This window comes from Nonomuraea sp. MG754425 (assembly GCF_021699195.1).
GTDB lineage: Bacteria > Actinomycetota > Actinomycetes > Streptosporangiales > Streptosporangiaceae > Nonomuraea.
Map to the genome: position 1 here is coordinate 1 of NZ_SSXE01000241.1, position 13,545 is coordinate 13,545.

The following is a 13,545-nucleotide window of genomic DNA, read 5'->3' on the forward strand; positions in this document are numbered from 1 at the left end:
CCTCCATCCTGGAGCAACTCGGCCAGCGTCTCGGCGCCCTCTCTGCGCAGCGTCTCGCGCTCGTGCCTGATCATCGCCACCTGGAGCGCGGCCACCGTGGCGATGTGCTGCACCACGGCCAGGCCGGCGGGCCTGGCGCCCTCGCGTTCGAAGGCCACCAGGTGACCCGCCGGGCCGCCGGGGGCCGAGACGGGCACGACGAAGCCGCCGGGGATCGTGGGCGGCGCGTCGGGCGCGGTGGGCAACACGTCCAGTGACGGCACGGGCACGCCGGGCAGCAGGGGCCGGCCGGAGCGGGTGCACAGGTAGACGTCGTAGCCGGACAGGCGTTCCAGGCGTTTGAAGAGCGTGGCCGTGTCGAGGTCCTCGGCGGCCAGCCAGCGCAGCGCCCCGAACACCTGGAGCTGGGCGCCCAGCCGGTGGCTGGCGTCCTCCTGGAGCGCCGCCGCGACCTCCTGCGCGATCGCGATGAACGGGACCGCGAGCGGCACCTCCAGCACCGGCATGCCGCGCTCGCGCGCCGTCTCGAAGAAGACCGGGTGCAGCGGCGGCACGTGGAGCTGGGCCGACAGGGCGAGGGCCGCCACGCCGGCGTCGTCGAGGCGCTCCAGGTAGGCCCGCTGCCTGGCGGCCGTGCGGGGCACGCCGATGCCGGTCGTCATGATCACCTCGGCGCCGAGCAGCCACGGCGTCGGGTCGTCCAGCTCGCTCACGTGCGCCCACGAGACCGAGCGGGACAGCCCCGTCTCGCCCGCCAGCACGCGGAGCTGGAGGGCGGGGGAGCGGAGAAGATCCTCCACGGTCAGTTTGTGCTCAGCCACAACACACACCGTAATACTTCGTGGTGACTACAATTGCCGCAGGTCAGAGGCATGACGAACACTGACCGCATGAATTTCGGCCCCGTCGACTCCAGCAAGGTCCCGCGATTCGCGGGTCCCGCCACCTTCGCCCGCCTGCCGCGCCTCGACCAGGTGCCGCGGGCGGACGTGGCCGTGGTGGGCGTGCCCTTCGACACGGGCGTCTCCTACCGGCCCGGAGCCCGGTTCGGGCCCGCGGCGGTGCGGGAGGCGTCCCGGCTGCTGCGGCCCTACCACCCCGGGCTGGACGTGTCCCCGTTCGAGCGGTTCCAGGTCGCCGACGCCGGGGACATCGCGGTCAACCCGTTCGACATCGGGGCCGCCATCGAGACCATCGAGGGCGCGGCCGGCGAACTGGACGCCAAGCTGGTCACCATCGGCGGCGACCACACGATCGCGCTGCCGCTGCTGCGATCGGCGGCACGCAAGCACGGCCCCGTGGCATTGGTGCACTTCGACGCGCACCTCGACACGTGGGACACCTACTTCGGGGCCGAGTACACTCACGGCACCCCGTTCCGGCGGGCCGCCGAGGAGGGCATCCTCGACACCGAGGCGCTCAGCCACGTCGGGATCCGCGGCTCCCTCTACGGCAAACGGGACCTGGAGGAGGACCGGCGGCTCGGCTTCGGCATCGTGACCGCGGCCGACGTCCTGCGGCGCGGCCTCGACGAGGTGATCGACCTGCTGCGGCAGCGGGTCGGCGACCGGCCGCTGTACCTGTCCGTCGACATCGACGTGCTCGACCCCGCGCACGCCCCCGGCACCGGCACCCCCGAGGCCGGCGGGCTGACCAGCAGGGAACTGCTGGAGATCCTGCGCGGCCTGGCCGGGCTCAACCTGATCGGGGCCGACGTGGTCGAGGTGGCCCCGGCCTACGACCACGCGGAGATCACCTCGATCGCCGCCTCCCACGTGGCCTACGACCTCGTCAGCCTGCTGGCGCTCCAGGAGAAGACATGAGCAGCGGCTCCCTCACCGAGATCGAGACGTACGGCGTCGAGCGCATCCCCGACGCCGACCGCACCGCCCGCCCCCTCGACCTGTTCCGGGTCGCCTTCGGCGGCGCCAACACGTTCGCGACGTGCGTGCTCGGCGCCTTCCCCATCCTGTTCGGCCTGTCGTTCTGGCACGGCCTGGCCGCCACCGTGCTCGGGCTGGTGGCGGGGGCGCTGATCCTCGCGCCGCTGTCGCTGTTCGGGCCGCTCAACGGCACCAACAACGCCGTCTCCTCCTCCGCGCACCTCGGCGTGCACGGCCGGGTCGTGGGCTCGTTCCTGTCGCTGCTGACCGCGATCGCGTTCTTCTCGATCTCGGTGTGGTCGTCGGGGGACGCGCTCGTGGGCGGCGCGCACCGGCTGGCCGGGCTGCCGGACACGAACCTGTCGTACGCGGTCGCGTACGGGCTGTTCGCCGTCCTGGTGCTGGTGGTCTGCGTGTACGGCTTCCGGTTCATGCTGTTCGTGAACAAGATCGCGGTCGCGGCGGCGTCGCTGCTGTTCGTGCTGGGGGTGTTCGCCTTCGCCGGCGACTTCGACCCGTCGTACGCCGGCGCGGTGCTGCCGGGTGACCCGCTGTTCTGGCCGTCGTTCATCGGCGCGGCGCTGATCGTGCTGTCGAACCCGGTCTCGTTCGGCGCGTTCCTAGGCGACTGGTCCCGCTACATCCCGGCGAGCACCCCGCGCAGGAAGGTGATGGCGGCGGCGTTCCTGTCGCAGATCGCCACGATCCTGCCGTTCCTGTTCGGCCTGACCACCGCCTCGATCATCGCGGCCAAGGCCGCCGCGTACGTGGACCCCGCCGCCCCCAACTACGTCGGCGGCCTGCTGGCCGTCTCGCCCGGCTGGTACTTCGTGCCCGTCTGCCTCATCGCGCTGATCGGCGGCATGTCCACCGGCACGACCTCCCTGTACGGCACCGGCCTGGACTTCTCCAGCGTCTTCCCGCGCTTCTCCCGGGTCCAGGCCACGGTGTTCATCGGCGTGCTGTCGATCGTGTTCATCTTCGTCGGGCGTTTCGCGGCGAACCTCACGCAGAGCATCTCGACGTTCGCCACACTGATCATCACGTGTACGGCGCCCTGGATGGTGATCATGATGCTCGGCTACGTGACCCGGCGTGGCTGGTACGACCCGGAGGCGCTGCAGGTGTTCAACCGCCGCCAGCGCGGCGGGCGCTACTGGTTCACCCACGGCTGGAACTGGCGCGGGCTGAGCGCCTGGCTGGTCTCGGCCGGGCTGGCGCTGTCGTTCGTCAACCTGCCGGGGCAGTTCGTCGGCCCGCTCGGCGACCTGGCCGGCGGGATCGACGTCTCGCTCCCGGTCGGGCTGGCCGTGGCCGGGCTGCTCTACCTGGCGCTGCTGGCGCTCTTCCCCGAACCGCGCGAGGTGTACGGCCCCGCCGGGCCGCGCCTGGTCCGCTCGGCCGACACACCCGTCCTGCCGATCGTGGACGCGCCCGCAGGGGCGGTCACGTGATCGTCGACCTGTCCGTGCCGATCGGCACCGGGATGCCCGTCTACCCGGGCGATCCCGAGATCTCGATCGACCCGGCGCTGACCGTGGCCCGCGACGGCGTGAACGTGCTGAGCCTGCGCCTGGGCTCCCACTCGGGCACCCACGTGGACGCCCCCTCCCACATCGACGACTCGCTGCCCACGCTGGACCGGCTGCCGCTGGAGCGGTTCCACGGACCGGCCGTCGTCGTGGACGCGCGGGGGCTCGCGCCACGCTCGGCCATCGGCCCCGAGCTCTTCGCGGACGCCGGGGCCGGGGTGATCGTGCTGGTCGCCACCGGATGGCCCTGGGGGAGCCTCGACCACCCCTATCTCAGCCCGGAGGCCGCGTCGCTGCTGGTCGAGCGGGGGGTGCGCACGGTGGGCATCGACGCGCTGAGCGTGGATCCGACGCCCGCCGACGACTTCCCCGCGCACGAGCGGCTGCTGCGCGCGCACGCGCTCGTCGCGGAGAACCTGACGGGCCTCGATCGCCTGCTGGCGGCCGGTGACCGGCCGATCGAGGTGTTCATGTTCCCGTTGCGGATCGAGGGGGCCGACGGCTCGCCCGTGCGGGCCGTCGCCCGGGTGGGGCCGTGGGCGGCCGGCGGCTAGCGGGTGCCCCAGGAGTAGGTCTGCTTGCGCAGCTTCAGGTAGACGAACGACTCGGTGGCCCGGACGGCGGGGATGGCGCGGATCTTGCTGAGGATCTCCAGCAGGTGCCCGTCGCCCTCGCAGACCACCTCGACGATCACGTCGAAGGAGCCCGCGGTCAGGACGACGTAGTCGATCTCCTCGATGTTCGCCAGCTCGTCGGCGACCCGCTCCAGGTCGCCCTCGCAGTTGACGCCGATCATGGCCTGCCGGGGGAAGCCGAGCGTGAGCGGGTCGGTGACCGCCACGATCTGCATCACGCCGGCGTCCTGGAGGCGCTGCACACGCTGGCGCACCGCGGCCTCGGACAGGCCGACCGCCTTCCCGATCGCCGCGTACGGCTTGCGCCCGTCGGCCTGGAGCTGCTCGATGATCTGTTTGGACAGATCGTCGAGGACCACAGGGCCGCCGTGGTTCGCACTGTTCCTGCGCACGCGCGGGGGCGTCGTCATCGAGCGGATTCCTCCTACCGGTCCGGCGTTACGGAGGCGTTCCCGCCGGGTTGCCGTCCTGGTGCGACATGCTTTCAGTTCTTCGCGGTCTGTCAAGCGAATTCGTAGCAATTTGATATCTTCACCACGAAATCCCTTGTCCGGATGTCACTGCTCTGTCAGAGTCGCGGCATCTCAGCCACCTCTTGAGGAGGTCGTCACGTTGACCACCCGTCTGCAGAACTTCATCAACGGTGGGTTCGTGGACGCCAAGAGCGGCCGATACTCCGACATCATCGATCCGTGCACAGGCGAGGCTTATGTCCAGGCGCCCGTGTCGGGTCCGGAGGACATCGACGCCGCCTTCGCCGCCGCGTCCGCCGCGTTCGAGTCGTGGGGTCGTACCACCCCAGGTGAGCGAGCCGGCCTGCTGCTCAAGGTCGCCGACGCCATCGAGGCCCGAGCCGACGAGATCAACGAGGCCGAGTGCCGCAACACCGGCAAGCCCCGCGCCCGCATGGCCGAGGACGAGACGCCGGTCGCCGCCGACCACTTCCGCTTCTTCGCGGGCGCCGCGCGCACGCTGGAGGGCCCCACGGCCGGCGAGTTCCTGGCCGAGCACACCAGCGTCATCAGGCATGAGCCGATCGGCGTGGTCGGCCAGGTGACGCCGTGGAACTACCCGATGATGATGGCGGTCTGGAAGATCGCCCCGGCGCTGGCGGCCGGCAACACGATCGTGCTCAAGCCGTCCGACACGACGCCCGTCTCCACGCTCAAGCTGGCCGAGATCCTCGGCGAGGTGCTGCCCCCGGGCGTCTTCAACGTCGTCACCGGCGACCGCGAGAGCGGCGCCCTGGTCGTCAGCCACCCGAGCGCCGCCATGGTGGCCATCACCGGCTCCGTCGGCGCGGGCATGTCGGTGGCCAGGAGCGCCGCCGACGACCTCAAGCGGGTGCACCTGGAACTCGGCGGCAAGGCGCCGGTCGTGGTGTTCGAGGACGTCAAGGACCTGCGCAGGGCCGCCGCCGACATCGCCACCGCCGGCCTCTACAACGCCGGCCAGGACTGCACGGCCGCCTGCCGGGTGCTCGTCCAGGAGAGCGTGCACGACGAGTTCGTGGCCGCGCTCGCCGAGGCCGCCGCCGCGACGGTCACCGGCGGCCTGGACGACGAGGACGCCCTCTACGGCCCGCTGAACAACGCCGGCCAGCTCTCCAGGGTGCAGGGCTTCCTCGACCGGACCCCGGCGCACGCCAAGGTCCTCACCGGCGGCCACCGTGTGGGCGAGCAGGGCTACTTCTTCGCCCCGACCATCGTGGACGGGCTGCGTCAGGACGACGAGATGGTGCAGAACGAGGTCTTCGGCCCCGTGATCACCGTGCAGACGTTCACCGACGAGGCCGACGCCCTGGCCAAGGCCAACGACGTGCGCTACGGCCTGAGCGGCTCGGTCTGGACCTCCGACCACGGCCGCGCCATGCGCATGTCGAACCGGCTCGACTTCGGTGTGGTCTGGGTCAACACGCACATCCCGTTCGTCTCGGAGATGCCGCACGGCGGCTTCAAGCACTCCGGGTACGGCAAGGACCTGTCGGTGTTCGGTCTGCACGACTACACCCGGGTCAAGCACGTCATGCACTACATCGGCGAATAGCAGCGAGGACAAGACCTGGAAATGACCGGGCTGAGCGCGATTGAGCTTGAGGACGTCGTCAAGGAGTATCACTCGCATGGCGAGGTCGTCCAGGCGGTCAGAGGCGTGACACTGGGCATCGAGGAGGGGGAGTTCTTCTCCCTCCTCGGACCGTCCGGGTGCGGCAAGACCACCACCATGCGGATGATCGCGGGCTTCGAGGCGCCCACGAAGGGCGTGGTGCGACTGCACGGGCAGGACGTCACGGGCGTCCCGCCGAACAAACGAGACATCAACATGGTCTTCCAGTCCTACGCGCTCTTCCCGCACCTGAGCGTCTGGGACAACGTGGCCTTCGGGCTCAGGCAGCGCAGGACACCGAAGGAGGAGATCGACCGGCGGGTCGGCGAGATGCTGGAGATCGTCGATCTCGCCGAGCGGGGCAGGCGTATGCCGCGTCAGCTCTCCGGCGGCCAGCAGCAGCGGGTGGCGCTGGCCAGGGCCCTGGTCAACCGGCCGCGCGCGCTGCTGCTTGACGAGCCGCTCGGCGCGCTCGACCTCAAGCTGCGCCAGGCCATGCAGATCGAGCTGAAGCGCATCCAGCGCGAGGTCGGCATCACGTTCGTGTACGTCACGCACGACCAGGGCGAGGCGCTGACCATGAGCGACCGCATCGCCGTCATGAACGACGGCGTGGTCGAACAGCTCGCCGGGCCGCGCGAGATCTACGAGCGGCCTGCGTCCGCCTTCGTGGCCGGCTTCATCGGCACCTCCAACCTGCTCTCCGGGTCCGCGACCGGCGGCGAGCTGGCGATCGGCGGCGGCCGGGTGCTGGTCCCGGGCCACGACGGCGACGTGACGGTGACCGTGCGGCCCGAGAAGATCACCATCGGGACGGACGAGCCCGCGCGCGACTGCAGCGCCGTGCGGGGCACCGTGGCCGAAGTGGTCTATCTGGGGACGTACAACAGCTATGCGGTGAGTCTCGCTGACGGGGCCGAGATCACCGTTTTCCAGCAGAATGTGCACGATGCCACGGCCACGGCGGAGCGGGGCGACTCCGTATGGCTGTCGTGGCGGGCGCAGCACTCGTATGTGATTGGAAGTTGACGCACCTCATGAACCCCCTCATGCGTGGAATGACCCAGCCCCGTACCCGTCGTGACGTCTTCAGGATCGCCGGCTACTCCGCCGCCGGCCTCGCCCTGGCCGCCTGTGGCGTGCAGGGGCAGAAGGCCGCCCCGCCGAAGGCCGACGCCGTCGCCGACTTCTGGGCCGGTCAGAAGAAGAACGGCAAGGTCGTCTTCGCCAACTGGCCCGAGTACATGCCGGAGGACAAGGGCCCGCTGGAGAAGTTCAAGCAGGACACCGGCATCGCGTACGAGTACAAAGAGGTCATCCAGGAGAACGCCGAGTTCTTCGGCAAGGTCGATCCCGTGCTGCGCGCCGGGCAGTCGCTGGGTTACGACATCGTCGTCATGACGAACGGCATCCAGCTCCAGCACATGATCGAGCTGGGCTACGCGGTGCCGCTCGACCACTCCAAGCTGCCGAACTTCCAGGCCAACGCCGGTCAGAAGTACAAGGAGCGTGCCTACGACCCCGGGAGCAAGTACACGGTTCCGTACACCTCGGGGGTGACGGGCATCGCGTACAACACCGAGTTCGTCAAGGAGGAGATCACCAGCATCGAGTCGCTGTTCGACCCGAAGTACAAGGGCCGGGTCGGGATGATGGCCGACGCCCAGGAGATCGCCAACTTCGGCATGTTCGCGCTGGGGATCGACCCGGAGAAGTCCACCGAGGCGGACTGGCGTAAGGCCGGCGAGAAGCTGAAGGCGCAGAGCGACGCCGGAATTGTGCGGAAATATTATGATCAGTCGTATATCGACGCCGTGGCCAAGGGCGACGTCTGGCTGACCATGGCCTGGTCCGGCGACGTGTTCCAGCGGCAGCTCGCCGGGGAGCCGGTGAGGTTCGTGGTGCCCGCCGAGGGCGGCACGATCTGGACCGACAACATGCTCATCCCCAAGGGCGCGGCCAACCCGGTGGACGCCCTCATGCTGATGGACTACCTCTACCAGCCGGCCGTGGCCGCCGAGCTGGATGAGTTCATCCAGTTCGTCACCCCCGTCCCGGCCGTCCAGGACCTGTTGCGCGAGAAGGCCAAGGCCGCCAAGGGCGAGGAGAAGAAGACCCTCGACGACATGATCGCCAGCGCGCTCATGTTCCCCACCGAGGCCGACTACGCCAAGCTGCGCAGCTACACCCGGCTCACCACCCAGCAGGAGCAGGTGTTCAACCCGATCTTCCAGTCCGTCACCCAGGCCTGACGATGCGGCGGCTCACCCCCTACCTGCTCGCGCTGCCGAGCTGGATGTGGCTGGCGATCTTCCTGGTCGTGCCCATGGTCGCGATGGCGTCGGTGTCGCTGCAGACCGGCAACGCGATCGACGGCTTCGCCATGACCTTCAGCTTCTCCAACTACAGCGACGCGATCGGCCGCTACAGCACGCAACTCGCGCGCTCGCTGCTCTACGGCGCGCTCGCCACCGTGGCCATGCTGGTGATCGGGTACCCGGTGGCGTACTTCATCGCCTTCAAGGCCGGGGCCCGCAAGTCGATGTTCCTGTTCCTGCTCCTGCTGCCGTTCTTCGTCTCGTTCGTGCTGCGGACGATCTCGTGGAACTTCCTGCTGTCGGACAACGGCATCCTGTTCGGCACGCTGAAGGACTGGGGGCTGCTGCCCGACGACTTCCACGTGCTGGCCACCACGTTCGCCGTGGTCGGCGGGCTGACCTACAACTTCCTGCCGTTCATGATCCTGCCGATCTACGTGGCGCTGGAGCGGGTGGACCCGCGCGTGGTGGAGGCGGCCCACGACCTGTACGCCACCCGCGCGGCGGCCTTCCGGCGGGTGGTGCTGCCGCTGTCGCTGCCCGGGGTGTTCGCCGGGGTGCTGATGACGTTCGTCCCGGCCACGGCCGACCCGATCAACGCGGCCATCCTCGGCGGCCGGTCGAACACGATGATCGGCAACATCATCCAGACCGAGTACCTGACCAACCTCGACTACCCGACCGCCTCGGCGCTGTCGTTCACGCTGATGGCGGTGCTGCTGGTCGGGATCTTCGTCTACGCGCGGGCGCTCGGGACGGAGAACGTGCTGGAGGCGGCGGCCCGATGAGCGGTGAGCGACCCGTCGGCACGCGCCGCGCCAGGGCCGGGGACCGGCTGCTGCACCTGTACACGTGGCTGATCATCATCTGGCTGTCGTCGCCGATCGCCGTGATGATCATGTTCGGCTTCAACGACAAGCAGAGCAAGTCCAACACCACCTGGCAGGGCTTCACCCTGCGCTGGTACGCCGAGCTGTTCGAACTGTCCGACCTGACCACGGCGCTGCTCAACTCACTGGTGATCGCCCTGGTGAGCACGGCCCTCACGGTCGTGGTCGGCACCATGCTGGGGCTGGCGCTGGGCCGGCACCGCTTCCGCGGCAAGAGCGTGACGAACTTCCTGATCTTCGCCGCCATCTCCACGCCCGAACTGGTCATGGGCGCGTCGCTGCTGTCGCTGTTCGTCTCGGGGAACGTGCCGCGCGGCGCGGTCACCATCGTCGTCGCCCACGTGCTGTTCTCGCTGTCGTTCGTGGTGGTCACGGTACGGGCCAGGATCGTCACGCTGGACCCGTCGCTGGAGGAGGCCGCCAGGGACCTCGGGGCGACCGCCTGGGGCACCTTCCGCCAGGTGACGCTGCCGGCGATCATGCCCGGCGTGCTGGCGGGCGGTATGCTGGCGTTCGCGCTGTCCATCGACGACTACGTGGTGACGAGCTTCGTCAACGGCTCGACGGTGACCTTCCCGCTGTGGATCGTCGGCGCGGTCAAGACCGGCGTCCCGGCGCAGGTCAACGTCATGGGTACGCTGATCTTCGGAGTCGGGGTGCTGATCGCCGTCGGCAACGCGGTCGCGGCCCGCCGCCGCGCCTGAGAACATTTCCGTAACAGCCCCTCCGCAGGTCGCGCAGGGTGCTCCGGCCTGGCCAAGAACAGGGAGGCGAGATCGGATTCCGGCGGGGGGAACCCGCGCGTGATCACCTATTTGGTCCCGCAATTTCAGAACTCAGACTTTCGTAGGGAAGTGGGATTTGTGGATCCGCTGAAGGCGCTGGCTGACGCGGAGCGCAAGCCGTACTGGCTGGACAACCCGGCCAGGCCCGAGCCGCAGGCGCGGCTCACCGGAAACACCACCGCCGACCTGGTGGTCGTCGGCGGCGGCTTCTCAGGGCTGTGGACCGCCCTGATGGCCAAGGAACGCGACCCCTCGCTGGACGTCGTCCTGCTCGAAGGCCGCCGGATCGGCTGGGCGGCCACCGGCCGCAACGGCGGATTCTGCATGGCGACCCTCACCCACGGCCTGGCCAACGGGCTGGAGCGGTGGCCGGAGGAGATCGACCGGCTCGAACGCATGGGCGTCGGCAACCTCGACGAGATCGAACGCACGCTGGAGCGCTACGGCGTCGACTGCTCGTTCGAACGCACCGGAGAGCTGCACGTGGCCACCGAGCCGTGGCAGCTCGACGCGCTCAACGAGCACCTCGGCCTCATCTCCGACCTGGGCCTCGACTACCGGCCGCTGGACGAGGCGCAGGTGCGGGCCGAGGTGAACTCGCCGACCTACCTGGGCGGGCTCTGGGAGCGCAGCGGCTGCGCCATGCTCGACCCGGCGCGGCTGGCGTGGGGGCTGCGCGCGGCGTGCCTGCGCCTCGGCGTGCGCGTCCACGAGCGCACCCCGGTCCGCTCGATGAGCGACGACGGCACGACGATCACCCTGCGCACGCCGTACGGCGAGGTGGGCGCCCGTCACGTGGCGCTGGGCACCGGAGTGTTCCCGCCGCTGCTGCGGCGGCTCAAGCACTTCGTGGTCCCGGTGTACGACTACGCGCTGATGACCGAGCCGCTGACCGCGGCCCAGCTCGACACGGTCGGCTGGCGCAACAGGCAGGGAGTGGGCGACTCGGGCAACCAGTTCCACTACTACCGGCTGACCGACGACAACCGGATCCTGTGGGGCGGCTACGACGCCGTCTACTACAACGGCGGTCTGGTCAAACCGGAGTACGACCAGCGCGACGAGACGTTCGTCAAGCTGGCGCGGCACTTCTACGACACCTTCCCGCAACTCGGCGAGGTGCGCTTCAGCCACAGGTGGGGCGGCGTGATCGACACCTGCAGCCGGTTCAGCGCCTTCTACGGGCAGGCGCACGGCGGACGGCTGGTCTACGCCACCGGCTACACCGGCATGGGCGTCGGGGCCACCCGGTTCGGCGCGAACGTCATGCTCGACCTGCTGTCGGGCAAGCCCACCGAGCGGACCGAGCTGCGGATGGTGAAGGAGAAGCCGATCCCCTTCCCGCCCGAGCCGGTGCGTTCGGGGGTGATCCAGTTCACCCGCTGGTCGATCGCCCAGGCCGACCAGCACGAGGGCAGGCGCAACCTCTGGCTGCGCGCGCTCGACCGGATGGGGCTGGGATTCGACTCGTAGCTCACACTGGTGTGCATGAGAGTCGAGTTCGATGCCGACGGTCTCACGCTGACCGGCGACCTGCGGGTGCCGGACGGCGTGGGGCCGTGGCCGGGGCTGGTGTTCACGGGTCCGTTCACCGGGGTGCGCGACCAGGTCACGGGGCTGTACGCGGCCCGGCTGGCCGAGCGCGGGTATGCCACGCTGGCCTTCGACCACCGGAACTGGGGTGAGTCCGAGGGCACGCCGCGCTGCCACGAGGATCCGCAGGGCAAGCTGCACGACCTGCGGGCGGCGGTGTCGTTCCTGCGGTCGAGGGCCGGGATCGACCCGGAGCGGATCGGGGCGGTCGGCATCTGCCTCGGCGCGGGATACGCGCTGAGGTTCGCCGCCTTCGACCCCCGGGTGAAGGCGTTCGCCGGCATCGCCGGGGGCTACGCCAACCCCTACGCGACGCGCGGCGTGGATCGCGCGCCCTACCTGGAGGCGCTGGAGCGGCAGGACCGGGGCGGGCCCGTCGAGTACCTGCCCGCCGTGGCCGAGCAGGGGGAGGCCGCGCTGCCGGGCGCGGAGTTGCACGCGTACTACGGCACTGGACGCGGCGCGTCCCCGCTCTGGTCGGGCGAGGTGACCAGGGCCTCCGTGCTGGAACTGCTCACCACGGACAACATGACGGGCAGCGACTTCCTGTCGCCGAAGCCCGCGCTGATCGTGCACGGGATCGTGGACCGGGTCTGCTCGCCCGAGGGGGCCGAGGAGGTCTTCAAGCGGCTCGACCAGCCGAAGGAGCTCGTCTGGGTGGACGCCGGGCGGCACACCGACCTCTACGACCGCGAGCCGTACGTCACCCAGGCCGTGGACGCCACCGCCCGCTTCCTGACCGAGCACCTCTGAGCCGGGCGCCTGCTGTTCGAGGGCCGGCGTCTTTGGTTCGGGCAAGGTCGCGCTGAAGGTCTGGCCAGGAACGGGCCCGGCGTGCCGGGCACGGACCGCCGGGCCGGGCATGATCGAGACGCCCCCCGACGAGATCACGGGGGTTGCCACGTGCGTGCGAAGTGGATGGCCTGGCCCGGTCTGGTGATCGCGGCCGGATGCGTCGCCGGTTGCGGGGACGCGCCGGCGCCGGAGGCGCCCGTCGCGGTGCGGGCGCCGGTCGAGGTGGCGCGGTGCGTCCTGACCTTTCGCGACCACCGGCGCACCCGCGTGGCGCGGGTCCGGCTCGAACGCGACCTCGCCCAGTACCTGCGCGGCCGGCCGGGCCGGGTCATCTACGGGGCGCGCGACCTGGCCACCAAGGTCAGGCTCGGACGGGGCGAGCACGACCAGGACGTGATCACCGCCGGCGGCGCCAAGGTGGACATCCTCGCCGCGCTGCTCGCCGCCCGCGACTCCCGCCTCGCGGGCGAGGAACGGGGTCTGGCCACCCGCATGATCCTGGAGCGCGACAACCTGGCCGCCGACACGCTGTGGTCACTGCTGGGCGGCGAGACGGGCCTGAGCGGCTTCTACGCCGGGCTCGGGCTGAGCGAGAGCACGCCGGGGCCGGGCATCTTCTGGGGCGGCACCACCACCAGCCCCGCCGACCGCATCCGCCTGCTGAGGACGCTGGTCAAGGGCGGCGGCGGGCTGACCGCCGCCGATCGCGGGATGGTGCTCGGGCTGATGGGGCGGATGGGGCAGGAGCAGTCCTGGGGCGTCAGCGCCGCCGCCCGGCCCGGCGATCGGGTGGCGCTCAAGAACGGGTGGACGCCGCAGCCGCAGGCCCAGGTCTCGTGGGCGGTGACGAGTTACGGCCGGGTCGAGGGGCCGGGGCGGGACCTGCTGCTGTCGGTGCAGACGGACGGGCAGCCGAGTCAGGCGACGGCCATCGAGACCGTCGAGGAGGTCGCCCGGATGATCGGGGCCCGGCTCGGGGAGCTCTCCCCGAGCCGGGCCCCGATCATC

Annotated in this window: 13 protein-coding genes; 11 read left to right on the forward strand and 2 right to left on the reverse strand. The window is 70.2% G+C overall.

Annotated elements, in window-relative coordinates:
- Positions 1–821: PucR family transcriptional regulator ligand-binding domain-containing protein (locus FAF44_RS47230; protein WP_237109999.1), on the reverse strand; the 821-nt coding region annotated here is incomplete at its 3' end.
- Between the two features lie 51 nt (positions 822–872).
- Here FAF44_RS47230 and speB point away from each other — a divergent pair.
- From speB to FAF44_RS47245, 3 genes are read left to right on the forward strand one after another with little or no spacing between them, the layout of a single operon-like run.
- On the forward strand, positions 873–1,823 hold the full coding sequence (gene speB, locus FAF44_RS47235; RefSeq protein WP_237110000.1) for an agmatinase: 951 nt from the start codon (positions 873–875) through the stop codon (positions 1,821–1,823).
- Positions 1,820–3,337 (forward strand): cytosine permease, encoded by a 1,518-nt coding sequence (locus FAF44_RS47240; protein WP_237110001.1) that lies wholly within the window; start codon positions 1,820–1,822, stop codon positions 3,335–3,337. Before speB ends, FAF44_RS47240 begins: the two co-directional genes overlap by 4 nt.
- Positions 3,334–3,969 (forward strand): cyclase family protein, encoded by a 636-nt coding sequence (locus FAF44_RS47245; protein ID WP_308193517.1) that lies wholly within the window; start codon positions 3,334–3,336, stop codon positions 3,967–3,969. The genes FAF44_RS47240 and FAF44_RS47245 overlap by 4 nt, the downstream gene beginning before the upstream one ends.
- On the opposite strand, the gene FAF44_RS47250 is transcribed toward FAF44_RS47245, so the two are convergent.
- Entirely contained in the window at positions 3,966–4,460 is a 495-nt protein-coding gene (locus FAF44_RS47250) for an Lrp/AsnC family transcriptional regulator (protein ID WP_237110002.1), read from the reverse strand. The genes FAF44_RS47245 and FAF44_RS47250 overlap by 4 nt on opposite strands.
- A 202-nt stretch (positions 4,461–4,662) precedes the next feature.
- On the opposite strand from FAF44_RS47250, the gene FAF44_RS47255 reads away from it, so the two are divergent.
- The 8 genes from FAF44_RS47255 to FAF44_RS47290 form a co-directional block, all read left to right on the forward strand.
- The gene (locus FAF44_RS47255; RefSeq protein ID WP_237110003.1) at positions 4,663–6,096 is read left to right on the forward strand and encodes a gamma-aminobutyraldehyde dehydrogenase; all 1,434 of its coding nucleotides are present in this window, start codon (positions 4,663–4,665) and stop codon (positions 6,094–6,096) included.
- Between the two features lie 21 nt (positions 6,097–6,117).
- Positions 6,118–7,185, forward strand: coding sequence for an ABC transporter ATP-binding protein (locus FAF44_RS47260; protein ID WP_237110004.1), 1,068 nt, complete (start codon positions 6,118–6,120; stop codon positions 7,183–7,185).
- A gap of 20 nt (positions 7,186–7,205) precedes the next feature.
- On the forward strand, positions 7,206–8,408 hold the full coding sequence (locus FAF44_RS47265) for a spermidine/putrescine ABC transporter substrate-binding protein (protein WP_237110005.1): 1,203 nt from the start codon (positions 7,206–7,208) through the stop codon (positions 8,406–8,408).
- Positions 8,409–8,410: 2 nt separating this feature from the next.
- A complete protein-coding gene (locus FAF44_RS47270) occupies positions 8,411–9,262 on the forward strand; it encodes an ABC transporter permease (RefSeq protein ID WP_237110006.1) in 852 nt (283 codons plus the stop codon).
- Entirely contained in the window at positions 9,259–10,068 is an 810-nt protein-coding gene (locus FAF44_RS47275; RefSeq protein WP_237110007.1) for an ABC transporter permease, read from the forward strand. Before FAF44_RS47270 ends, FAF44_RS47275 begins: the two co-directional genes overlap by 4 nt.
- 159 nt (positions 10,069–10,227) lie before the next feature.
- Entirely contained in the window at positions 10,228–11,622 is a 1,395-nt protein-coding gene (locus tag FAF44_RS47280) for an FAD-binding oxidoreductase (RefSeq protein WP_237110008.1), read from the forward strand.
- Between the two features lie 15 nt (positions 11,623–11,637).
- The gene (locus FAF44_RS47285; protein WP_237110009.1) at positions 11,638–12,495 is read left to right on the forward strand and encodes an alpha/beta hydrolase; all 858 of its coding nucleotides are present in this window, start codon (positions 11,638–11,640) and stop codon (positions 12,493–12,495) included.
- A gap of 150 nt (positions 12,496–12,645) precedes the next feature.
- Positions 12,646–13,545: serine hydrolase (locus FAF44_RS47290; RefSeq protein WP_237110010.1), on the forward strand; the 900-nt coding region annotated here is incomplete at its 3' end.

Coding starts and splice junctions, on each gene's coding strand:
- FAF44_RS47270 (WP_237110006.1), top strand. CDS start 8,411: ATGCGGCGGCTCACCCCCTACCTGCTCGCGCTGCCGAGCTGGATGTGG.
- FAF44_RS47250 (WP_237110002.1), bottom strand. CDS start 4,460: ATGACGACGCCCCCGCGCGTGCGCAGGAACAGTGCGAACCACGGCGGC.
- FAF44_RS47285 (WP_237110009.1), top strand. CDS start 11,638: ATGAGAGTCGAGTTCGATGCCGACGGTCTCACGCTGACCGGCGACCTG.
- FAF44_RS47240 (WP_237110001.1), top strand. CDS start 1,820: ATGAGCAGCGGCTCCCTCACCGAGATCGAGACGTACGGCGTCGAGCGC.
- FAF44_RS47260 (WP_237110004.1), top strand. CDS start 6,118: ATGACCGGGCTGAGCGCGATTGAGCTTGAGGACGTCGTCAAGGAGTAT.
- speB (WP_237110000.1), top strand. CDS start 873: ATGACGAACACTGACCGCATGAATTTCGGCCCCGTCGACTCCAGCAAG.
- FAF44_RS47265 (WP_237110005.1), top strand. CDS start 7,206: ATGCGTGGAATGACCCAGCCCCGTACCCGTCGTGACGTCTTCAGGATC.
- FAF44_RS47275 (WP_237110007.1), top strand. CDS start 9,259: ATGAGCGGTGAGCGACCCGTCGGCACGCGCCGCGCCAGGGCCGGGGAC.